The following is a 23325-nucleotide window of genomic DNA, read 5'->3' as shown; positions in this document are numbered from 1 at the left end:
AGATTTCGAGGATTTCTACCCAAAGACGCTTTTTTTGAGAACGTCTGTTGGGGCATATTAAGATTAAATCCGTAAATTTGCACGTCTTCAAATCTCAAAATCAATATGATGAACCTCAAACACTCCTTCTCCCAAGCAGCACTCAGCATGAGCCTGTTTTGCACAGCGGCTTTCGGGCTCAGTACTTCGACGACACAGGCACAAAGCCGCCCATCGACGGTCACGGTGGCCGTCTTCACCATCAACGACTTCCACGCCGGCATCGTCTCCGACCCGCGGAAGGGCGTGCCCGGTGCTGCCTATGTGGTGCAGACGCTCGACTCCCTCAAGCAGGTCTATCCCCACAACGTCACCGTGTCGGCCGGCGACAACTTCGGCGGCAGTTTCTTCTATTCCGCCACGCGCCCCAAGACTCTCATGCCGCAGGTGTTCAAAGACATGGGCATCACCCTCAGCGCCCTCGGCAACCACGAGTTTGACGAAGGGCAGGACGTACTGGCCGACAAATGGCAGCACACCGAACTCATCCCTCGCACGTGGCACATCGACTACGTCTGCGCCAACACCCGCAACGCCGAGGGGCGCATCCCCGCTTTTGCACAGCCGTGGGCAGTGGTGCCGGTGTCGGTGGGCGGAGGGCGCACGGTCGATGTGGCCTTCGTCGGACTGCTCACGAGCAACACCCCTTGGCAGGCCAGTGCGAAGCGCCTGAAAGGGCTCTCCTTCGACGGCAACTACACAGCCGTGCTTGATTCCGTGGCAAAACTGCCCGGTTATGATGCCGTACGCCGCGCCCCGCTGCGCTTGATATTGGCACACATCGGAACACAGATGAAGGACGGACGTCCTGTTTGGGACGATCGCGATGCTGCAAACCTCCGCACCCTCAACCGTCCCGACTTTCATGCCTTCTTGTCGGCTCACTCCCACAGCCGTGTCATTGGCATGAGCGAAACAGTGCGCCCCATGCCCCTCACGCAGGGCTTGTGGCACGGTATCTACATCTCCATGCTCCGTTGCGAAGTCGACACCGCCGCCGGACAGGTGGTGAGTGTGACGCCCGAGCTGGTGCGCGTCAATCCCCACGCCGTGCTCTCACCCAAAGCCGCCCGCCTGCAAGCGCAGATTGAGGAGCAACTCCACACCACGCTCTTCCGCGGTATGCCCTTGAACAAGGTGCTCTCCCACACGGCAAAGGGCGTCTTCCACGACCGAAAGGTCAGCACCACGCAAACCAAGATGGGCAGCCTGGTGTGCGAAAGCTACGCCACAGCCTACCGCCGTGCGGCACATCTCTCCGACGATGCCCTCGTGGTGGGCGTGAGCCATTTCGGCAGTATCCGCGCAGGCTTCCCCGCCGGCAACATCTCCGTGCTCGATGTGGGCGAAGCGCTCCCCTTTGCCAACCCCCTCAAGTGCTACCGCTATACCGGTGCGCAGCTTCTCGCTCTCATGGAGCACGGTATCAACGTCTGCACCCTCGGTCGCATCCAGACTTCCGGTGTCAACGTCGAGCAGGATAAGCAGGGGCACGTCAAGCGCCTTTCGCTCACCCTGCCTTCGGGCAAAGTTGTGCCCATCAAGGCTGACACCAAATTGGTGCTCGTGGCCGATGAATACATGGTCACCGGCGGCGACGGCTATCTGCCCACACAATTCCCCAAAGCGCAGGAGATTGCCGTGACGGTGCCCACCTCGACCGACGCCTTCATCTCCTATCTTCAAACTCTCCCCGAAATCCAGTGAAGTTTCTTCTCATCGTGCTCGCCTTCCTCGGTTCGCTCTCGGCATGGGCTGAAGAGGACGCAGCAAAGCAAAATCATACTGAGCGGTTCGATGGTGAGCCGCTCAGTATGACTGCTTATACCGACACTCTCCGCAACGACAGCCTCTGCCGCGACAGCCTTCGCAGCGGCTGGTTTCCCTACGGATTTTCGCGCGACGGCTTGCTACCCCATCGGCAGACACGGGCCGACCGCTGGCGAAATATCCCCGAAGAGTGCCGCTTCCGATGGTCGCGACCGCGCAAGCACTTCCTCTTCGACTTCGTCACCGATGTGAGCCGCTATCTCAAAGCCTTCGACACCACCTACGTCTCGCGCAACCGCTACGACGGCATGCTCATGCTCGACAACCTCAATCTCTTGCAGCGCATCCGCATCGCCGGACGCAATGCTGACGGCCGGCGACAGGTTCTCACCCTCGCCCCCGTCCACACCATGCGCCTCGGCCCCTACGGCGGGTGGCTGGGCATCACCTTGGGCTACTCCTTCGGTCTCGTGCCCGACCGCTACGGTAGTCGCACCTTCGACTTCAGCGCCACGGCCTATGCCGCCAAACTGGGCTTCGACTTCCGCTACACCCGCGCCAAGGGCAACTTCAACCTCGTCAGTGCTTCCGGATTTGAAGGCATCGACGAAGACCGTCTTGCCCACATCCGCCTCGAAGCGATGACCTGCAACACCACCGCCATCAACCTCTACTACGTCTTCAACAACCACCATTTCTCCTATCCCGCTGCCATGGCCATGACCACCGTGCAGCTCCGCAGCGCAGGCTCGTGGCTCATGGGCGTGCGCTACGACCGCCAGCGCATCACCTTCGATGCTGCCCGGGCCGAAAGCGTTCTGCAACAACTCAACCCCAAGGCGAAACTGATGGACGAACTCCGATTTTCCTCCGTCAACTATCGGCAAATCAGCCTTTCTCTCGGCTATGCCTATAACTTCGTGCCTCATCGAGGCTGGCTCATCTCCCTCGGCGGCACGCCTCTCCTGGGCTATAAGTATCAGAAGGGCGAAAGCCTCTCCACCCACAAGATTTGGCGCAGCATCCGCCGGCTCAACTTCGACTTCATCTTCCGTGCCGGCCTCGTCTGGACCAACGGTCGCTACTATGTGGGCGGCTCGACGGTGAGCTATCTCTACGACTATCGCGACGGCGATTTCCACCTCACCAACTCCTTCCACTACCTCCGCCTTTACCTCGGCTTCTACTTCCATCGGCAGAAGAAATTCAAGGGCAAAAGCGACTTCTTCTAACCACCGAATTCCTTCACCCCATGCAGCACACCTCCTCCACCATCTGCGCCATCGCCACCGCTCCCGGCGGCGCCATCGGCATTGTCCGCATCTCCGGACCTTCGGCCATCGCCCTCACCGAAACCCTCTTTCGCCCACAACAGGGCGCACCGCTCCGTGAGCGCAAGAGCCACTCCCTCACCTTCGGCACCCTCGTTGCCCCCGATGGCAGTCTCATCGATGAAGTGCTGGTGAGCCTCTTCCGCCCCCCTCATTCCTACACCGGCGAGGAGTCTGTCGAAATCTCCTGTCACGGTTCGCAGTACATCTTGCAGGCCGTCCTCCGCCTCCTCATCGACGCCGGAGCCGTTCCGGCCGCCCCGGGGGAGTTTACCCAACGCGCCTTTCTCAACGGACGGATGGACCTCTCGCAGGCAGAAGCCGTGGCCGATGTGATTGCCTCCACCACCGCCTCCAACCACCGCATCGCCATGAGTCAGATGCGCGGCGACTTCAGCCGAGAGTTGGAACAGCTGCGCGAACGCCTGCTTCACCTCACCGCCCTGCTCGAACTCGAACTCGACTTCTCCGACCATGAAGACTTGGAGTTTGCCGACCGCACCGAACTGGCCCATCTGGCCGAGGACCTGGAACAAATGGTGGCGCGGCTGGTGCACTCCTTCGCCACCGGCAATGCCCTCAAAAATGGCCTCCCCGTGGCCATCGTAGGCAGTACCAATTCTGGAAAATCCACCCTCCTCAATGCCCTTCTCCACGACGAGCGCGCCATCGTGAGCGACATCCACGGCACCACCCGCGATGTCATCGAGGACACCTACAATCTTGGCGGCACGCTCTTCCGCTTCATCGACACCGCCGGCCTGCGCACCACCACCGACACCGTGGAGCAGATGGGCATCGAGCGCAGTTGGCAGAAACTCTCCGAAGCACAAATCGTCCTTTTTGTGGTCGACAGCACGCAGGCCGAAACGCAACTCGCCGCGCTGGCGCCCCAAATCCTCCGCGATGCCCGGGGCAAAACGCTCATTGTCCTCTTCAACAAGTCCGACCTCGTGGCCGTGGACATCGAAGCCCTCACGCAGAAGTATCTGCAAGAAGCGACTTCTTCTCTCCTTCCTTCTGACAAGGTGGGCATCTCTTCTGATGAGGCCGCTTCTCCCGACCTCCACACCTTGGCAGGCAGCGCCCACGCTGCGGCCGACATCGAGCGCCTCACAACCTTGCTTGTCGAGGTGGCGGCCGCCCGCACCGCCGATGCTGGTGCCGTAGTGGTGACCAACGCCCGCCATTACGCCGCCCTCACCGAAGCCCTCGCCGACCTCCACCGCGTGCGCCACGGCCTCGCCACCCACCTCTCCGGCGACTTCGTTGCGCAGGACCTTCGCGAGTGCCTCTTCCATCTCGCCCAAATCACCGGAGGTGCCATCACCACCGACGAGGTCTTGGGTACCATCTTCCGGCACTTCTGTGTGGGCAAATGAAAACATGAAAAAACGTGCTTTGTCAGGAAAAGGAACGTCCTTTTGCTTCAAAAGGGCCGACCCTTCGTTGAGGAAAGGTCGGCCCTTGGTGAGCGCAGAGGGGGAAATCGGAGTTTCCAGATCGAGCCGTTGTCGTCATTTACACTTCCGTCGCGCCCCACCGAGCGCAGCGACCTGCGAAAGGCAGGATTTGGCATCGATCAGCGGACGAGCAGCCCACCATACTTACCTGCATCAGCCTTTGATCACGGCAATGGGGAGCAGGCGCGTTTTCACCTTGACCAAGTCGAGTTCGTTGGAGATGACTTCTTCGATATCTTTGTAGGCACCGGTGGCTTCCTGCATGTCGTCTTGGCAGCGGATGGCGTGGACAATACCTTTGGCTTCGAGGGCGGCCAACTCTTCGGCCATGTCGAGCGTTTTGATGGCGACCCCGCGGCTGAGGGCACGTCCTGCTCCATGCGAGCAGGAGTTGAACGCTTCGGGGTTGCCCAGCCCCTCGACGATGTAGGAGGCTGTGCCTTGCGAACCGGGGATGATGCCCGTTGTGCCGACCGTGGCGAGGGTGGCCCCTTTGCGGTGCACGATGACCCGTTCGCCGAAGTGCTCTTCGAGCGCAGCATAGTTGTGGGCGATGTTGATCATCGGGTCAAACTCGATGCCGGGCAACACTTCGGCCAGCACCTCTTGGATGCGCTGCATCATCAAGCGGCGGTTGCAGTAGGCGAAGTCCACGCAATAGAGCATTTCTTTCCAATAGAGGTCAAACTCCGGTGTACCCTTGGGCAGGAACGGCAGACGCAGATCGGGCGAAACGGCAGAGTGCCAGCGCGCGTTGAGATCGGCCGCAATCTTGTTGTAGTGATCGCCTACGCGGGCACCGAGGTTGCGCGAACCGGAGTGGAGCATCACCCAGAGGTGGCCGGTTTCGTCCTTTTGGAGTTCGATGAAGTGGTTGCCGCCGCCGAGCGTCCCGATTTCCTTGGTAGCGGAGATTTGCCGCTGCTTGACGATGACCATATTCTCTACATCGTGTCCGGTGGGCAGAAAGGCTTCGTCTTGCACCACCTTGTGACGGCCCATACCGATGGGGATGCGCTTGCGGATGCCGCGCATGATTTTCTTGCGGAGCACATCGGGCGTGATGTCACTCACCTGCCAACTCGTCCTGAGGGCGCACATGCCGCACCCGATGTCCACGCCCACGGCGTTGGGGATGACGACGTCTTTGCAGGCCAGCACGCCACCGATGGGCATTCCCACTCCGGCGTGGACGTCGGGCATGAGAGCGAGGTGGTGGAAGAGGAAGGGCAGAGTGGTGAGGTTTTCGATTTGACGCAGGGCAGAGTCTTCCACGTCGTTGGTCCAAATCTTTACGATACGATGGTTGATGAGTTGTTCTTGCATGATGGTTTCTTGTTTGAGGGTGAATGAAAGAGAAAAAAGTAGAGAGGCGGTCGCCCGTTGCAACCGTGTGACTTCCGGCTTGCGAGTGCAAAGGTAGAAGGGCACTACGCACTCTTTTTGCGTAGTCCGAAAAATCTTTCAGAAAAGCGTGAAAAAGAGTATTTTTCAAGGAATTCACCCACGCTGCTGCCCGCAAAGTGCGTACCTTTGCAACAGATTTTACCGCTTCAAAAGAAAAACAACACACCATGCCGGCCAACAAAAACGCACTCATTCGCTACAAGACCATTGACAACTGTCTGCGCAACCCCTTTCGCCGATGGACGCTCGACGACCTCGTCGATGCCTGCTCCGAAGCCCTCTACGACTGCGAAGGTATCCGAAAGGGCGTCTCCCTGCGCACCGTGCAGGGAGACCTACAGATGATGCGTTCCGACAAACTCGGCTACAACGCGCCCATCGAGGTGTACGACCAGAAATACTACCGCTACGCCCGCCCCGACTACTCCATCATGCAGATGCCCCTCTCGCCCAACGACCTTCTCGTCATGCAGGAGGCTGTAGACTTGCTCCGAGAGTTGGAAGACTTCGAGCAATTTTCCGAAATGTCCGACGTCATCGGCCGCCTCCAAGACCGGCTCGCCCTGGGACGTAATGACCGCAAACCCATCATCCATTTCGACAGCGTCCCCAATCTACAAGGTCGCCGACTGCTCAGCCCACTCTACAACTACATCGCGCAGCGACAAACACTGAAAATTGCTTACCAGTCCTTCAAGTCGCGCCGTCAGAGCGAATTCATCCTCTGTCCCCACCTCCTTAAAGAGTTTCGCAACCGCTGGTTTCTCTTCGGATCGCAAGCCCACACACTTCAACTCTACAACCTTTCGCTCGATCGCATCCTCAGTATTGAACCCGTCGATGTCCCCTTTCGCGACAATCCCGACTTCGATCTCCACTTCTTCGACAACGTCATCGGTGTGTCGAAAGACCCCGGCAATGTGACGCGCCGCATCACCTTCTGGGCAGACTCTATGCAGAGCCGCTACATCAAAACCAAACCCCTCCACCACACCCAGCGGCTGCTCCACGAAAACCCGGACGACCGCAGTTGCACCTTTCAAATAGAGGTCATCATCAACAGCGAACTCTTCTCCGTCTTCATGAGCTATGGCCCTGGTGTGCGCATCCTCTCTCCTCGCAAAGCTGCCCGCTATCTGCGCGAACAGTTCCGCCAAGCCGTAGAGCACTACGATGAGGCCTTGGAGTGAGTGCCCCGAAGCCTTCATCTTACTTTCCGTCTTCACAAGACAATTTTCAATTTTACCTCAGAGGTAGTTTTTTCTTCCTCTGAGGTAGTTGTATTTATCTCCGAGGAAAATTCCCTCCTTCCTATTGTTTCCTCTTGTTTTCTTGCGCGCGTACGCGCGCGTTACTACTGAAAGTCGTGTTTTTTGCCTTCACTGCTTTCACCGAAGGGTGCAAACCATTGAGAATAAGTGAGTTGTCGGTGAAGGCAAAGTTTGTGAAGGCGGTGAAGGAAAACCATCGCTTGCCTTCACCCGCAACCTGCTGCTTTTCTGTGACTTACCTCCTCTGGTGAAGGCGTGAAGGCAAAATGCACACACTATTGTAGGGAACGCGCGCGAAGAGGTAAGTAGGTGTTCAGAATTAATCGTAGTTATCTTATCCGTAGGTTGTTCTCTACTTTGACACCCTCTTTGTTTCTCTTGTCCGCCAGCTCGTCTTTGTTCATCCCTCGTGTAGCCCGCTACACTTCTTCTTCGCAAAGGCGAGATGACGGAAAAGGGAAACAAATATAGTATCCATTCATTCTGAGCACCTACCAAAAAAATCTCCACCCTTGGACGAAGGGTGGAGATGAGGGGGCGACCGAAGAGCGACCGGTCGAAGCGTTGTCTTTACTTGAGGTGGTGCTCCAAGTATTGGAAGATGCGGGTGAAGAGGTGCTCGCGGGTGCGGCCGCCGTAGATGCTGTGGTTGCGGTTGGTGTAGATCTGCATGTCAAACTGCTTGCCGGCCTGCACCAAAGCCTCGGACATCTCGGCCGCGTTGCGGAAGTGGACGTTGTCGTCGGCCGTGCCGTGGATGAGGAGGAGATCGCCGCTCAGTTTTTCAGCCCGCGCGATGGGGCAGACTTGGTCGTAGTTGGCATTTTCCTTGGGCGTGCGCATGTAGCGCTCGGTGTAGACGGTGTCGTAGTATTTCCAGTTGGACGGGGCGGCCACGGCTACGCCGCAACGGAAGACGGGGCGTCCGTCGGTCATGGACATCATCGTGTTGAAGCCACCGAAGCTCCAGCCCCAGATGGCGATGCGCGTCTTGTCGACATAAGGGAGTGTGCCGAGATAGAGGGCCGCTTCTACTTGGTCGCGCGACTCAAGGTCGCCGAGGCGGAGGTAGGTGCTCTTTTCAAAAGCCGCCCCGCGGGCACCGGTGCCGCGGCCGTCGACGATGACACTGATGTAGCCCTCCTGCGCCAAGAAACTTTCCCACACGCCTCCACCGTAGAAGCCCGTGGACCAGGCGTCCTTGACCTCTTGGCTGCCGGGACCGCTGTATTGGTACATGAGCACGGGATAGCGTCGGTTCGGGTCGAAGTTGCGGGGCTTCACCATCCAGCCGTTGAGCTGTGTGCCGTCGGGCGTGGTGAAGGTGAAGAGTTCCTGCCGAGCGCCTACACGTTCCATCCTTTCGCGCAGCGGGGCATTGTCGATGAGGGTGACGAGGGTGCGGCCGGCATTGTCGCGCAGGGTGGTGACGGGCGGCGTGCCGAGGGTGGAGTGGACGTCGAGGAAGTAGCGGAAGTCGTGGGAGAAGGTGGCAGCGTGGGTGCCGCTTTCGGGGGTGAGGCGGCGCAGGTGGCCTTTGAGGTCGGAGGAGTAGACCGCGGTTTGCAGCGGGCTGTCCTTGTGGGCGGCAAAGAAGAAGCGGCCACTTTGGGCATCGTAGCCGTAGAAGTCGCTCACCTCGTAGTCGCCCTGGGTGATGGTGCCTTTGAGCGTGCCGTCGAGGGTGTACCAGTAGAGGTGCTGATAGCCGCTGCGCTCAGAGAGGAGGGCAAAGTGGCCGTCGTAGAAGCGCAGATCGGTGTAGGCCGTTTCGCGCAGATACTTGTCGTTGGTTTCGCGCAGGGCGAGGCGTGCCACACCGCTGCGGGGATTGACCATGTAGAGGTCCATGCGGTCTTGGTGGCGGTTGAGGGTGACGACGGCCAAACGGTTAGGGTCGGAAGTGGTGGCGATGCGGGGGATGTAGCCATCAGTATCGAGGGGCACATCGAGGCGGCGCGTGGCGCGGCTTTGGAGGTCGTAACTATGGAGACTGACGCTGCTGTTGGTTTCCCCGGCGATGGGGTATTTGTAGTCGTAGGTGCCGGGGTAGGCATCATTTTCTGTGTGTTCAGGTTTCAATCCTTTGAACATCTGCATCCGGTAGACCGGCACTTTCGTTTCGTCATAGCGCACCCAGCAGAGCATCCGACTGTCGGCCGAGAAAGCAAAGGAGCGGGCGGTGGAGAATTCCTCCTCGTTGACCCAGTCGGGGATGCCGTTGAGGATTTCGTTGCGACGTCCGTCGGTGGTCACCTGCATTTCGGCATTGCCATAGAGGAGTTTGACCACGAAAAGGTTGTTGTCGCGGGCAAAAGCAACGACGTTGCCATCGGGCGAGAAGAGGGGCGACATCTGCGGTCCGCCCTCGGAGAGGCGTTCCATCTTGCGCGAGGTCACATCGTAGAGGTAATAGACAGCGGTGAAGGTGCGGCGATAGATGGCGCGCGTTTCGGTCTGGAGAAGTATCCGCTTCTCGTCGGGGCTCATGATGTAGCCGTCGATGCGCGAGACTTTGGCGGTGGTGCGCGCCTGGTCCAGGTCGAAGAGGACGCCGACTTCCTGTCCCGTCTTGAAGGAAGAGCGCACAATGCGCCGCCCGTCGTCGGAGAGGCGAGAGTAGCTTTCGCCGTCGTTGAGCGGATGCACGCCGTAGAGATGTTGAGGTGAGAACGTGCCGTCGGTCAGTTGTTGGAGGGAGATTTTGTCGGCCTCGGTTTGGGCTTTTGCACAGAAAGGAAAAGCGGCAAAAAGGCACAAGAAACTCGCAGCGATCGAGAGGAGTGTTTTCTTCATAAACAGGGAGAAAAAGGAGGGGGAAGTGGGGATTAGCGTGTGGCGGTGAGGCGTGCGCAGCAGCCGGCGGTATGGGCGCTCATCGGTGGGTTGTCCTTGCACACCTCAACCACGGCATGCTCCAAGAGATCGAAAGTTTCGAAAAGGCGGCGGAGGATGCGTCCGGCCACGTGTTCGAGGAGAGACGAGGGCGTGTGCATCTCTTCGCGCACCAAGGCGTAGACTTCAGCATAGCTGATGGTGCCGTCAAGACGGTCGTCGAAAACGGCGGCGCCGGCGTCGGACAGCCGCAACGTGAGGTTGACGGTGTAGGCGTTGCCCACCGTGCGCTCTTGTTCCAGCACGCCGTGGCGGGCGTAGAAGCGCAAATCACGCAGGAGGATTTCGGTGGATTGGAGGTGCATAGGCGTAGGATAAGGAGCACTAAACTTCGGCCGCGGGATCGTCGGTCTCGTCGGTGTTGGTGTATTTCTTCAAAGCGCGCACCACGCCCGACTTCCACGTGTTGATGGTGTCGCTCTCAAGCTGGAGAGAGTCGATGAGGTGGACGACATTGTCCACCGGCATTTGGTAGCGCAGGACGCCGGAGATGAGTTTGGCGTAGTTCCAATACTCCTTGTTGAAGCGCGCCGAAAGCCCTTCGACCGTGATCTTGTAGCCGCGGCGGTTTTGGAAGGCAAAGTCGTAGCGTGTGGTGCCGTCGGCGTTGAAATTCTTGACAATCCAGCCGTTGTTGACGCTTTTGGGGAGCACGATGCCGTCGTCATCGTCTTGCAGTCCCGTAAAAATCTCGTAGGGGCGTCCGTCAAGCAATCCGACGAACGCCACCCATTTCTCTTTTTTGTTTTGAAAGCGCCACACATCGCATTCCAGCGATTGCGGACGCACGCGAGTACCGGTCTGCATGCGCCAAAGCAACAGGTGGTAGAGCGCTGCGGTGATGCGGTCGGAAAGGGCGTTGCTGTGAGGGGCGGGCAGGTAGCTGCCGTCGGGGTCTTGCTGCATCTTTGCTTTGAGATGTCCCATCACGTCTTCGCCCGAGAGCGAGATGTCGATTTGGACGAGCTCGTGGGCGAGGCGCAGCAGGTCGTCGGGCGTATAACGAGCATTTTGAGTGTTGTTCATTTTCGTGGCCGGGGGGTTACATTTTCGACAATTCCTGCCAGAACTTGTCCAAGTCGTCGGAAAGACCTTCCATCAGTTCGTGGCTCAGGATGAGGGTGTCGTCGTCCACCAAATAGAGTTCGGCGATGGTTTCGAAATCCTCGTCCACCAAGACAAACGAATAGGGGCGAAGGATGTGGATACTGTCGATTAGTGCCTTTTGCTCCTCGATGACTTTGCGCAGGATGGGCTGCACTTCGGCATAGAAGTTCTCTTCGTTGTTGTCTATCCACTCTTCCACCACGCAACGCGTCAGTTCGTGGTCGTCATCGTCAAAAACGAGAAGCTCACCGCTGTCCTGCTTCACTTGCAGGTAGAGGTCGGTGAGGATGGGATCTTCGGCCAAGGTGGGGCATTTTGCCGCTGTTTTTTTGAGCGCGCGCTCAATCTGGTGGTAGGTTTGTTCTGAAGCGTTCATGGCACAATGTTGTTGTATCGGAAAGAGAAGCCAACGTGCTTCTCCTGCCTATTCCACAGCAAAGATAGTCTCTACGTACCAAAAAGCAAAATAAAATTTGCTTTTTTTCTTTTTTGGACGTAACTTTGCGCGAAATACAAACCATTTCTGCTTATGTCGGCCCTCTCTTTGCTGGTTTTATCGATGATTTCGCTCTTTTCGCTTACAGCGGCAGCGCAGAGCGATAGTGCCGTCGGGGAGAACGAACAGCTGTTGCTTCCACGTCCGCAGTCGCTCTCTTATCGACCCGGAGAGAGCCGCGTGGCAGGGATGACTGCTCCGGACGCTGTGCAAGGTGATGCCGGACTATTGGCCTACTTTCGGCAGATTGCGGCACCGATTTCTACAAATTCGGTCGCCAAACACGCCCACCGACCGCCCGCGGTCTTTTCTCTGCAACCTTTGCAACCGTCGGGTGTAAAATCTCTTGAAGCCTACGCCCTCCACATCACTCCCGATAGTGTGGTGGTGCGGGCCACCGGTCGTCTCGGCCGCCTTCGGGCCTTGCAAACTCTCGTCCAACTGCGGAGCGAAAACGGCACGCTCCCCTGTGCCGACATTGACGATGCTCCCTCCTACGCTTGGCGAGGTGCGATGATTGATGTGAGTCGTCACTTCTACCCCTTGGATTTTCTCAAACAGCAGGTGGAAACGATGGCCGCCTTCAAACTCAATCGGTTGCACCTCCACCTCACCGATGCAGCCGGGTGGCGCATGGAAATCTTGCGCTACCCTCGCCTCACCCAACTCGGGGCTTGGCGCACCGATGCCTCGTGGGAAGCGTGGTGGAACGGCGGCCGGCGATATGTCGAGGAGGGATCGCCCAATGCCTATGGTGGCTACTACACCCAGGCTCAGTTGCGCGAGCTGGTGGCTTTTGCGGCAGAGCGCGGCGTGGAGATTGTGCCGGAGATTGAAATGCCCGCCCACTCGGAAGAGGTGCTCACCGCCTATCCCAATCTCTCTTGTACGCACGTCCCTTACAAAGCGGCCGACTTCTGTCCCGGCAACCCACAAACCTATGCTTTTCTCGAAGGGGTGCTCACCGAGATGATGGACGTGTTCCCTTCACGCTACCTTCATCTGGGGGGCGACGAGGCGGGAAAGGCCGACTGGAAGCACTGCCCGCTGTGTCGTCGTCGGATGATGGAAGAGGGGATTGTTGCACCGGCCGATTCGCTCCTTACGCCCACCGAAGCGCAACTCCACCGCTTGCAAGCGGTACTGATGCGCCACATGGCCGATTTTCTTGCTGCCCACGGCCGCCGGATGATGGGGTGGGACGAGGTGGTCGACTCACTGCTGCCGAAACACGCTGCCGTGATGGTGTGGCGCAACAAGGAGATGGCGCAGCGCGCTGCCGCGTTGGGACACGATGTCGTGCTCGCACCGGCTTCACATTGCTACTTCGACTTTTACCAGGACGCACCGCCTTCGCAGCCCGAAGCCATCGGTGGCTACCTTCCTTTTGACGATGTGGCGCAGTTTCCCCACGGTGCGCTCCTTCCCGACTCCTTGCGCTCGCGGATGCTGGGCGTGCAGGGCAACCTTTGGACGGAATATGTCCCCACACCGGCTGCCGCACAACGTATGCTCTATCCGCGCTTGTTGGCCTTGGCCGAAATCGGCTGGTGCGGCCGTCGCACACGTCCGGTGGCCGAACTGCGTCAAGCAACCATCGCCCAAACGCCCCGTCTGAGGGCTTTGGGCGTGCAGCCTTTCGACCTCACCACCGAAGTGGGACAACGGGCCGAAGCCTTTCGTGTGCGACACCATTTGGCCGAAGGAGCAACCGTGGTCTACCATGTGCCTTATGCCGAAGTTTATCCCGCTGCCGCCGCTCTGACCCTCACCGATGGACACCATGGTGGGTGGAGCTACCACGATGGACGCTGGCAGGGCTTCATCCGTTCAGGCAGCGATACTTCTTCTCCCACATTTGACGTTACGCTCGACCTCGGCCGGGTGCAGCGCATCACGTCCGTCAGTGCCGATTTCATGCAGGTGTGCAACCCCGAGATTTTCTACCCCTCGGCCTTCCGCGTGGCGACATCGACCGATGGCATCGACTTCCACCCGATGGGCGAAGCCCTTTTCTCTTCGGTACGCACTCGACAGCCTGACATCCGCACCTTCCGCGTGCAGCGTCCGAAAGCGGTTCGCGCCCGCTATCTCCGCATCCAAGCCACGCCTTCCGCTTTCGGCGGTTGGCTGTTCACCGACGAAATTGTAGTGCAATGACCCTCACTCTCGACCTTGGCAACACCTGCGCAAAACTGGTGCTTTTTGATGGCGACACGGTGAAAGAACATCGGACGTGCGTGCATGCCGATTGCATCACCGCAATCGCGAAGATGTTGCAGCACCATCCGGCCATCACCCGACTTTGCTGGTGCTCGGTGGCCGCACCGCTCCCATTGTTGGAGCGCTATTTGGCGCAACTTCCCCTCACCGTCAAACAACTCTCACCCCTTCGGCCGCCGCAGGGCATCACCATAGACTACACCACCCCTGAAACCCTCGGTGCCGACCGCCTCGCAGCTGTGCTGGGCGCTCGTGCTTTGCGCTCCGACTGCACATTGCTTGTCATCGATGCCGGAACGTGCATCACCTTCGATGTCCTCACGCACGAGGGCTGCTATCTGGGCGGCAACATCAGCCCCGGAGTAGCCATGCGGCTGCGTGCCCTGCACGAGTTTACAGCCCGCCTACCTCTTGCCGAGGCCGAAGGCGAAACCCCACTGCTCGGCACCAGTACCGACACCGCCCTGCGGAGCGGCGTGGTCCGAGGCATCAGTTTCGAAATCGAAGGCTACATCCGCCGACTGCAAGCGCAATATGGAAGCATTTGCGCTTTTTTAACGGGTGGCAATCGTTTTAATTTTCATATCTCATCAGAAAGTTGCATCTTTGCAGACGATTTTCTCGTGGCCAGAGGACTTGCACAGCTCTGATGAACTCTGACCATCTCACCACTATTATTATTGTTCATGAAGAAGATATTTCTCCTCATTGCTTGGGGCGCACTTGCCCTCACAGCCGCCGCACAAGAGACGGGCACCACTTCCCCCTACTCCCGCTACGGACTGGGACTTCCTGCCGACCGCTCCTTGGGCTTCAACAAAGGTATGGGTGGTGTGGGGCTGGGTATGGCCGATGGACGACAACTCAACCTGCAAAACCCCGCATCGTTGGCGCGCATCGACTCGCTGACGTTCTTGATGGACGTCGGCCTCTCGCTGCAAAATGCCAACCTCAATGCCGGAGGCAACAAAATCAATCGTCACACGGCACAGTTCGACTATCTCGCCATGGGTTTCCGTTTGGCGCGCAACTTCGGTATCAGTCTGGGATTGCGTCCCCTCACCTCCGTGGGCTACGACATCACGACAAAAGGAGCTCCCATCAGCCACGGCCTTTCTGGGAAAATCACTCCCACCACCCACTATGTCGGTGATGGCGGCCTGCACGAAGCCTACGTCGGGCTGGGCTACTCGCCTTGGAAACCGCTGGCCGTCGGTGTAAACTTCTCCTATCTTTGGGGGACGCTCACCCACACAGCCACCAACTCCTACAGCGATGCAACGGTGCAACCCCTCAGCCGCACCTACGACAACGAAGTGCGCTCCTACAACCTCGAAACCGGTCTGCAATACACCCTTCCCGTGGGCAGTAAGCACCGCTTCACCCTCGGTCTCACCTACGGCTTGGGACACCGCCTCAACGGCACTTCTTATTTCTACAACCGTCGTGGCACCGAAGCCCCCGACACCCTCACCCTCCACGATGCCTACCAGTTGCCCCACACTTTCGGAGCCGGACTGGCCTGGCAGTGGAACAATCGCCTGCGTGTCGGCATTGACTACACGCGCCAACTTTGGAACGACTGCACAGCGCCTACGCTGAAAGAACAAAACAACACGCTCTCCTATACCGCCATGAAGGGACAATATGACAACAGCCACAAGGTGAACTTCGGTGCGGAATATGTCGATGATCCGGACGGCTTCACGTGGAGCGGTCGTGTGCGCTACCGCCTCGGTGCGTCCTACTCCTCGCCCTATGCTCGCATCAAAGGCCAGCCCGGCCCGCGCACCTATGCCGTGGGGCTTGGCGTAGGTCTTCCCATCCTCACACTCCACAACAACCGTAGTTTCCTCAATCTCTCCGCGCAGTGGGAGCACGTCAAGCCCCAGATGCCCGGACAAATCACCGAAAACTACCTCCGCCTCTCTGTCGGCATCACCTTTAACGAACGTTGGTTCCAAAAGTGGAAAATCAACTAAGTTCTGCCCCTCTCTTCATGCGTCATCTCCTCTCCTTGCTTTTCCTCCTCATGGGCATCACCTTCTTGGGGTGTGGCAACGATGCTCCGCCTCAGGGGCGTGCCGTGCGCCATCGCGACTCGCTCCCGGTGATGGTGAGTTATGGCGTTTCGAAACTCATCAGCGATTCGGGCATCACGCGCTACAAAATCCTCACCGAGGAATGGAAAGTCTACGACAAAACCCACCCACCCCGTCAGGAGTTTGTGAAGGGCGTCTTCTTGGAGCGCTATGACAATCAGTTTAAGGTGAACCTCTACATCACGGCCGACACAGCCTACTGGTACGACCAAAATCTATGGGAACTCCGCGGCCGCGTTCGGGTGCGCAATCTTGAGAATGGCACGCTCTACCGCAGCCAGCAACTGTTTTGGGACATGAGCCGCCATGAGTTCTACTCCAACGTCTACATGCACATCACCACCCCCGACCGCGACATACAAGGCGACCGCTTCCGCTCCGACGAACAACTGATGCGCTACGAAGTGATTCGCTCCCGTGGTTTTATCCCTCTCCCCAAGAGTATGTCTTCTCCGACAGCACCGGCGACCCCTACCTCAGAGCCTGCCTCGCAGTCCTCAACAACAGAAGTCCAATCCGTGCCCGGTAAATAACTTGAGCTTGCAGTCCATCCAAAATGGTGGCTTGGTTGTTGGAAGATAAAATCAATGTGATTTGAGGATGAACTCGTTATGAGACTTCTTGAGGCGTGTTTCTTATAGACTTTCTCTCGCGTACGCGCGCGTATACCCTATATAGTATTGTGTTTTCATCCTTCACTCCTTCACCGAGGTAGCCAATCCGTTGATATTCTTTGGATTAAGGGTGAAGGCAAGAGAAAGCATTTGCCTTCACCTGCTTTCACCTTTCTTGCTCGCTGCTTCTCCCCTCCTTCATTTGTTCCCTTTATGTGCTTTCACCGTAAGCCTCTTTCTATGAGTGGTTTAGAGAAGAGGTGAAGGCAGTGAAGGCAAAAAGCAAGGATTACAGAGAGTGACGCGCGCGTGAGAAACCGAGCAACGAGGGTAGGGGAAGGAACGCCATTTGTCTCAAGAGTAGTTTCATCTACCTCAGAGATAATTTCATTTACCTCAGAGATAATTTCATTTACCTCAGAAGTAGGTGTTTTTATTTCCTATGCCCTTGTCGACAGTGCACCCGAAATGATGGGCAGAGGGCCTATTTTATCCCGGAATAGCATATATACCTGTCAAAAAATGGCCGAAAAACGCGATTTTCCTCTGTTTATGCCCCATCATGTCGTTTTTTCTACACAAAACATTTGCAGGCAGACTAAAAAGTACTAACTTTGCAGCGAATAAAATCTGACCAAATCAAATTCATAAATTTATAAATTTATTCTATTATGAAGTTTAGAACTCTTCTCGTAGCTGCTCTCGCAGCAGTTTCGCTTGGAGCTTCCGCACAGGAAAGTCCCAAGTATGAATTCAACCCTTACTGGACTGTCCAGCTTCAGGGTGGTGCGGGCTACTCTCTCGGTGGCTTTGACAAGTTCACCGACATGATTACTCCCGCTGCCGCAGTTTCTGTAGGCTATCGTTTTGCTCCCGCTTTTGGCGCTCGTGTACACGTGAGCGGCTGGGAAGGCAAGAATGGCTGGGACTTCAAGTTCAACGGTAAAGCCGAAACCTACAAGTGGAACTACGCTCAGGCCGGTCTCGACCTCGTTGTGGACGTTAACTCTCTCTTCGCTGGTTACAACCCCAACCGTCCCGTAACCCTCAATGCCATCCTCGGTGTGAGCTATCTCCATGGCATCAAGAACCAAAACGCGCGCGACTGGCACGCTGCCAACCCTCGCCAAATGACCCTCGCTTGGGAAGACAACAAGCTCAACACTTGGGGTGCTCGTGGTGGTTTGCAAGTAGACTTCCGCCTCAGCAAGCGTCTTTCGCTCAACGTTGAAGCTCTCGCCACTGCTACTGACGACCGTTTCAACTCTAAGAGCAGCGAAAACTATGTAAACGGCAAGTTCGTGGGTTCTACCAAGAAGGGTAACCTCGACTGGCAGTTCAACGCTTTCGCCGGCGTAAGCTACCGCATCGGTCACATCAACACCGAGCCCATCAACACTTACGTTCCTGCTCCTGTTGTTCCCGAGCCCGCACCTGCTCCCGAGCCTGCTCCCGCACCTGCACCTGCTCCCGCACCTGCACCTGCTCCCGCACCTGCTCCCGCTCCCGCACCTGCTCCCAAGAACATCACGAAGAACGTATTCTTCAAGATCAACTCTGCTAAGATCTCTGCTACCGAACTCGTTAAGGTCAACGAAGTTGTGGCTTACCTCAACGCCAACCCCAACGCTCGCGTTGCCATCACGGGTTACGCTGACAAGGGTACCGGTACTGCTCTCGTGAACAAGCGCATCGCTCAGCAGCGTGCAAATGCTGTCTTCAATGCTCTCATCAAGAAGAACATCGCTGCCAGCCGCATCACGAAGGATTCTAAGGGTGACACCGTTCAACCTTTCCCCAACAACGATGACAACCGTGTTGTAATCTGCATCGCAGAATAAGCACACAGGTATTCATAAGCTTCCCCCGACATCCTCTCTTAGTAGGATGTCGGGGGATTTTCGTTTTCCTTCCATTCACTTGGAATTAACTTATAATCTCTCTTCAAGAAGCTCCTAAGCTTTTTACGAAAAACTCCTAAGCTTTTGCTGAAAAGCTTAGGAGTTTTTCTGTGGAGAAGGAGGAAGGAGAAGTCTTGGTGTTGACTATCGTGCCACGAGGAAGACACCCATCAAGATGAGGGCAACACCAATCCATCGGGTGAGGGGGATGTGCTCGTGAAAAATAAAAGCAGCGGCCAGCAGCCCCATGACGTAACTCAGACTCAATAGTGGATAGGCGGCAGAAAGCGGAAAGTGCTTGACCATGTACGTCCATAGCAAAGAAGCCGTGCCGAAGCAAAGACCGCAAGCGGCAAACCACCCATTGGTGAGGATGGAGGCAACGCAATGCCACGACCATTCGAGCGGTGGGAAGGAGGACAAAGCCAGTTTGAGCGCCACCTGCCCGAGCGCCAAGAGGGCCGACTGGAGGAGGGCTAAGAGAAGCAACGTCCACATAGTTCCGAGAGATTGAGCACTCCATCGATGGTGCAGAGGGCATTGTCAGGGTCGGCATCGAGATAGAACACGATGGAGTCGTCGTCCTCATCGTGTGCTCCGACCAAAGCGTTGTCGATGCGCCCTTGCCCGATTTGCAAGTAGGCATCGAGCAAGGCCGCGGTGAACGAGTCGGCACCATGGGAGTAGGTGCTGTTGTAGCCGTGAGCGTGGGTGTGGATGGCAATGAGGCTGCTGATGGTGTTGTGGGTGGAATGAATGAAGTGTGTGGGTTTGAGCCACTGTTCGTCCTGTTCGATCATGTCGATGAGAAAGCGGCGGGTGTCGTCGACACATCCCATGGCCGTTCCGGTGACGATGGCCGCCGGACGCTCCACTCCGATGCGGCGGAGCAGGGTGAGGGAGGAGAGCAGAGCGCGCTTGAGCACACCGCTCAGTCGGCGCGCCACCATCGGCGGGATGCGCGGGAGTTCGTCGGTCGGAATGTCGGCATACCGCAGGGCGGCTTTGACGTAGACCGGTCGAGGAGCCGGCGCGCGTTCGGGCATTCGGTGGTTGGGTGTGGAGAGGATGAGTGTGGTGTCGTTGCCGCCAAAGGCAAAGGAATTGCACAGCACGTGGCGGAGCTGTGCCGGAGTCGGTCGGGTGACGGGGACAAAACCCTCGGGCATGGGGTTTTGCCAATGGAGGTTGGCCGGGAGGAAACCGTGCCGGAGGGCGAGCAGACAGATGACCATTTCGATGGCGCCCGATGCACTGGTGGTGTGTCCCGTGGCCGACTTGGTGGAAGAGAATGGGGGAGGGGCTGCCCCGAAGAGACGGGCGATGGCAGCGCATTCGCTCGCATCGTTGTTGGGCGTTCCGGTGCCGTGGGCATTGATGTAGCCGATGTCGGTGGGGGCAAGCCCTGCTGTGGCCAGGGCTTGCTGCATGGCGAGGAAAGCACCTTCTCCATCCTCCGAGGAGGCCGTTTGGTGGTAGGCATCGCAGGCGTTGCCCCAGCCCGAGAGCATGGCCAGGATGTGTGCACCGCGGCGGCGGGCGGCGGCTTCGCTTTCGAGCACCATAAAAGCAGCCCCTTCTCCCAGATTGAGTCCGGCACGATGGGCATCGAAAGGTCGGCAGGGATTGCTGTCGAGAATCATCAGCGAGTGGAAACCATTGACATGGAAGCGCGAAAGACACTCGCTGCCGCCCACCACCACGCGGTCGAAACGGCCGCTGCGGATGAGGTGAGCGCCGAGGATGAAGGCGTTGGCCGCCGAGGAACAGGCAGTGCTGCAAGTGGTGACGAATCCGAAGTGGCCGAAGTGGCGGGCAGTTTGTTCGGTCACTGCCGCACAATCGCCGAGATGGGGAACTTTGCTTTCCACCGTATAAAGCCGCTCTACGACGTCCATACTGCCCACGGTAGTGCCCGACACGAGTGCTGTGGTGGGGAGGTCGGCCGCGGTGAGTCCGGCTTGTGCCAGCGCTTCGCCCAGTGCTAAGATGCCCAGTAGAGCAGTGCGTGATTGCACCTCTGTGGCAGCACCGGTTTGCTCAGCGAGTTCGGCATTGGTGAGTTTCACTTCACCGACCGGGAGTTCACGATGGCGCGTGTCGAGCTGACGAACCGGCGCGATGCCGTCCGTGGCCTGCCGCAGGGAGGCGAGCACCTCGGCGGTGTTGTGGCCGATGGCCGACACGATGCCGGCTCCTGTGATGGCAATCATCGGGTGCGGTGTTGAGTGATGTAGTCGGCCATGGCGTCAATCGAAGCGAAGACCGCTTTGCCTTCGGCGGGATTGTTCAGGCGGATGCCGTATTCCTTTTCCAAAAGCACGATGAGTTCGAGGGCGTCGATGGAGTCCAGTCCCAGCCCTTCACCGAAAAGCGGAGCATCGTCGATGAGGTCGGCAGGAGTGAGGTCTTCGAGCGAAAGGGCTTCGATGATTTGCTGTTTGAGTTGTTCTTTGAGAGTGTCCATATAATATAAGTGTGTAAAGGAGCGAGTTTAAGCGGGGCGAAGGTCGTAGAAGGTGAGTTCGGCTTCGAAGTGAGCTTCGTCGGTGCATTCGAGCCATCCACCCAGTAGATGGCGTGCCTGCGGGTCGTGGGTGATGGTGTCGAGCAGGAGGGCGATTTGTTCCGGTGCTTTGCTTTCGGCCATAAAGCAGGTGGTGTCGCCCAGGAAGTGGTGTCGGATGGCGATTTCGCCCGACACGATATTGGGCAGTGTGTAGACAAAAACTGCCGGACTGGGAAAGAAAGCCGTGGACGACTGTATGGCTGCTTGGTGCTTGGTGTCCGAGAGGAGCGAACCGCTCCGCCCCACCAGCATGACGGCCGTCTGTTCGAGATGACAACGTTCGTCGGGGGCGAGGGCATTCATCAACAATTCTGCCGCGAGGAAGCCCAGGCGGCAGAGCGCGTCCATCTTGTAGAATTTCGGATAGGCGATGGCCAGGGACTTGTAGAGCGCCACCAAGAGCGCACCACCTTCGCCAGAAACCGGGCGTGGTGTGCCGTCCACCGCAACGCTCGTAGGCGTGATGCGGACGGTGTGGAGCGGGGCGAGGGTGGGGCGGTGAGTGGTGGAGGGAGCAGACAAAGGTTGCTCACCGTGGGCAAAGAGCATAGCGGCGTTGCACCCACCGAAGCCCGACAACATCTTGACGAACTGCTGCCCGCAGGTGGGACGTTCGTCGGTGCTCACGGCTATGGGATGACTCACACCGAGGTGGGAAAATCCGCGCGTGGGGAGCACCACCCCCGCTTCGACCGCCTGCATCGAGAGGATGCTTTCGAGCACTCCCGCAGCGCCCATCGTGTGGCCGAAGACCCCTTTCAAGGCGTTGACGGGGACGGCTTCCATTCCTGCCCGCGAGAGGGCGATGGCTTCCATCTCGTCGTTGTAGGCCGTGGCTGTGCCGTGGACATTGACAAAGGCCAAATCGGCCGGTGTGCACTGGCCGGCAGCAAGCACATCGCGCAGCGCGAGATAGCTTCCTTCGCCCGTTCGCGATGGGCCGGAGATGTGGTTGGCATCGTTGCGCACAACGCCGACCGCGAGGTGCCAAGAGGAGGACGTGGCCAACTGCTTGTCGGTGGTGAGCACCATCGTTGCAGCCGCTTCGCCGAGGTTCAGTCCGGTGCGGTCGGCATCGAAGGGGCGGCAGGGCGCATCGCTCAGCGCTTTGAAGGACTGAAAGCCCGACACGATGAAAGCCGACTGCACATCGCAACCGCAGACCACCGCGTGGCGCCAACGGCCGCTTTCCAACAAGCGCGAAGCCACCACAAGTGCAGAGACGCCCGAGATGCAGGCGTTGGAAACGACCACGGGCGTGCCGCGGTGGTGCAGTTGGGTCGCGATGACTTCGGCCGCCACGCTGAGGCACACGCGCTCCCGCGGCAGGTCGGGGCGGAGGATGGGATCGAGCAGCTCGACATTGCCTTTGGTCGTCGAGAGCACCAGCAGAGTGTCGTCGCTGTCGAGGCGGACGGAGGTGTGGGAGAGGGCTTCGCAGATGGACATCAAGGCCAGTTGTTCGAACCGTGTGAAGGCATCGGGGGCGGCATCGGGGAAAGCCGTCGAAAACCGCTCCTCCACCTCATTCTCCTCAAAGAGTGCTCCCCAAAAGGCTTCGGGCAGCCCTCGGTGCTGATGGCGGCGGAGGGCACTGCTTCCGGTACGGACCGCTTGGAAGTTGGCTTGGCTCGTGCTGCCCAGCGGCGAGGTGATGTTGTGGGCGATGCAGTAGGTCATAGTTTGTCGGGAAAGTCAAGTATCCCCCATCGTTCCTGCCATTCGCGGTAGAAGTCCGGGCGATACCATTGCAACTGATACGCTTTGTCCATAAACGCCTGCACACTGTGTCCCGTGGCCATCAGTTCGTCGGTCGCGATGTCGTGAATGGCGTAGTCGAAGATGATTTTCGCACTCTCGGTGGGGCGGTAGATGATGTCGATGCGGTAGCGATGCTCGTAGCGCAAAGGACGGAGGTAGCGGAAGTTGAGTTCCACGAGTGGGGCAAAATAGCCGTGACGCGCGATGGTCATATATTCCAAACCATAGCGTGTGCCAAAGGCTTCGCGGGCATCCTCAAAGTAGAGAGGATAAGCCCCATGCCACACCACATTCATGGCGTCCACTTCGCTGAAGCGCACATCAAATTCCTTGGAGGCGGTGAGGGGAAGAGTTGCAGGATTTGTGGCCATAAGGT

Annotated in this window: 18 protein-coding genes and 1 pseudogene; 9 read left to right on the top strand and 10 right to left on the bottom strand. The window is 58.1% G+C overall.

All coding sequences use genetic code 11. The features are described from left to right. Positions 1-105 precede the first annotated feature (105 nt). From H8527_RS03830 to mnmE, 3 genes are read left to right on the top strand one after another with little or no spacing between them, the layout of a single operon-like run. Positions 106-1746 carry a bifunctional UDP-sugar hydrolase/5'-nucleotidase gene (locus H8527_RS03830; protein WP_187545753.1) on the top strand — a complete coding sequence of 547 codons (1641 nt, stop codon included), beginning with the start codon at positions 106-108 and terminating at the stop codon, positions 1744-1746. Then, the gene (locus H8527_RS03825) at positions 1743-3041 is read left to right on the top strand and encodes a DUF4421 domain-containing protein (protein WP_187545751.1); all 1299 of its coding nucleotides are present in this window, start codon (positions 1743-1745) and stop codon (positions 3039-3041) included. Before H8527_RS03830 ends, H8527_RS03825 begins: the two co-directional genes overlap by 4 nt. A gap of 20 nt (positions 3042-3061) precedes the next feature. Next, entirely contained in the window at positions 3062-4522 is a 1461-nt protein-coding gene (mnmE, locus tag H8527_RS03820; protein ID WP_187545750.1) for a tRNA uridine-5-carboxymethylaminomethyl(34) synthesis GTPase MnmE, read from the top strand. A gap of 234 nt (positions 4523-4756) precedes the next feature. Here the strand turns inward: mnmE and H8527_RS03815 are convergent, their stop codons facing one another. After that, positions 4757-5929, bottom strand: coding sequence for an RtcB family protein (locus H8527_RS03815; RefSeq protein WP_187545748.1), 1173 nt, complete (start codon positions 5927-5929; stop codon positions 4757-4759). Between the two features lie 248 nt (positions 5930-6177). Here H8527_RS03815 and H8527_RS03810 point away from each other — a divergent pair, with 248 nt between their 5' ends. Continuing rightward, positions 6178-7200, top strand: a complete 1023-nt coding sequence (locus H8527_RS03810; RefSeq protein WP_187545746.1) for a YafY family protein — start codon at positions 6178-6180, stop codon at positions 7198-7200. 651 nt (positions 7201-7851) lie between these two features. On the opposite strand, the gene H8527_RS03805 is transcribed toward H8527_RS03810, so the two are convergent. The 4 genes and pseudogenes from H8527_RS03805 to H8527_RS03790 form a co-directional block, all read right to left on the bottom strand. Continuing rightward, positions 7852-10077 carry a S9 family peptidase gene (locus tag H8527_RS03805; protein WP_187545745.1) on the bottom strand — a complete coding sequence of 742 codons (2226 nt, stop codon included), beginning with the start codon at positions 10075-10077 and terminating at the stop codon, positions 7852-7854. A 32-nt stretch (positions 10078-10109) separates the two neighbouring features. Beyond that, positions 10110-10481, bottom strand: coding sequence for a dihydroneopterin aldolase (folB, locus tag H8527_RS03800; protein WP_187545743.1), 372 nt, complete (start codon positions 10479-10481; stop codon positions 10110-10112). A gap of 61 nt (positions 10482-10542) precedes the next feature. After that, a pseudogene (locus H8527_RS03795) lies at positions 10543-10971 on the bottom strand (ribonucleoside-diphosphate reductase, adenosylcobalamin-dependent); the annotation flags it as partial. 247 nt (positions 10972-11218) lie between these two features. Then, positions 11219-11659, bottom strand: a complete 441-nt coding sequence (locus H8527_RS03790; RefSeq protein ID WP_187545742.1) for a hypothetical protein — start codon at positions 11657-11659, stop codon at positions 11219-11221. 153 nt (positions 11660-11812) lie between these two features. On the opposite strand from H8527_RS03790, the gene H8527_RS03785 reads away from it, so the two are divergent. The 5 genes from H8527_RS03785 (at position 11813) to H8527_RS03765 (ending at position 18559) form a co-directional block, all read left to right on the top strand. Further along, complete coding sequence (locus H8527_RS03785; RefSeq protein ID WP_187545740.1) at positions 11813-13939, top strand: family 20 glycosylhydrolase; 2127 nt, start codon at positions 11813-11815, stop codon at positions 13937-13939. Beyond that, entirely contained in the window at positions 13936-14652 is a 717-nt protein-coding gene (locus H8527_RS03780) for a type III pantothenate kinase (RefSeq protein WP_187545739.1), read from the top strand. Before H8527_RS03785 ends, H8527_RS03780 begins: the two co-directional genes overlap by 4 nt. A 36-nt stretch (positions 14653-14688) precedes the next feature. Then, on the top strand, positions 14689-15984 hold the full coding sequence (locus tag H8527_RS03775) for a hypothetical protein (protein ID WP_187545737.1): 1296 nt from the start codon (positions 14689-14691) through the stop codon (positions 15982-15984). 17 nt (positions 15985-16001) lie between these two features. Further along, on the top strand, positions 16002-16637 hold the full coding sequence (lptC, locus tag H8527_RS03770; protein ID WP_187545735.1) for an LPS export ABC transporter periplasmic protein LptC: 636 nt from the start codon (positions 16002-16004) through the stop codon (positions 16635-16637). Between the two features lie 752 nt (positions 16638-17389). Next, positions 17390-18559, top strand: coding sequence for an OmpA family protein (locus tag H8527_RS03765; protein WP_187545734.1), 1170 nt, complete (start codon positions 17390-17392; stop codon positions 18557-18559). A gap of 204 nt (positions 18560-18763) precedes the next feature. On the opposite strand, the gene H8527_RS03760 is transcribed toward H8527_RS03765, so the two are convergent. From H8527_RS03760 to H8527_RS03740, 5 genes are read right to left on the bottom strand one after another with little or no spacing between them, the layout of a single operon-like run. Beyond that, positions 18764-19117 carry an EamA family transporter gene (locus H8527_RS03760; protein WP_187545732.1) on the bottom strand — a complete coding sequence of 118 codons (354 nt, stop codon included), beginning with the start codon at positions 19115-19117 and terminating at the stop codon, positions 18764-18766. After that, the gene (locus tag H8527_RS03755; protein ID WP_187545727.1) at positions 19096-20832 is read right to left on the bottom strand and encodes a beta-ketoacyl synthase N-terminal-like domain-containing protein; all 1737 of its coding nucleotides are present in this window, start codon (positions 20830-20832) and stop codon (positions 19096-19098) included. Before H8527_RS03755 ends, H8527_RS03760 begins: the two co-directional genes overlap by 22 nt. Continuing rightward, positions 20829-21086: a phosphopantetheine-binding protein gene (locus H8527_RS03750; protein ID WP_187545725.1), complete on the bottom strand. Its 258-nt coding sequence runs from the start codon at positions 21084-21086 to the stop codon at positions 20829-20831. The genes H8527_RS03755 and H8527_RS03750 overlap by 4 nt, the downstream gene beginning before the upstream one ends. A gap of 27 nt (positions 21087-21113) precedes the next feature. Next, complete coding sequence (locus H8527_RS03745; RefSeq protein ID WP_187545723.1) at positions 21114-22868, bottom strand: beta-ketoacyl synthase N-terminal-like domain-containing protein; 1755 nt, start codon at positions 22866-22868, stop codon at positions 21114-21116. Then, positions 22865-23320, bottom strand: a complete 456-nt coding sequence (locus H8527_RS03740; protein ID WP_187545721.1) for a thioesterase family protein — start codon at positions 23318-23320, stop codon at positions 22865-22867. The genes H8527_RS03745 and H8527_RS03740 overlap by 4 nt, the downstream gene beginning before the upstream one ends. Positions 23321-23325: the final 5 nt, after the last annotated feature.

It is taken from the genome of Alloprevotella sp. Lung230, from assembly GCF_014385435.1.
Classification (GTDB): Bacteria; Bacteroidota; Bacteroidia; order Bacteroidales; family Bacteroidaceae; genus Alloprevotella.
This window is presented reverse-complemented; position numbering and strand designations above follow the sequence as displayed.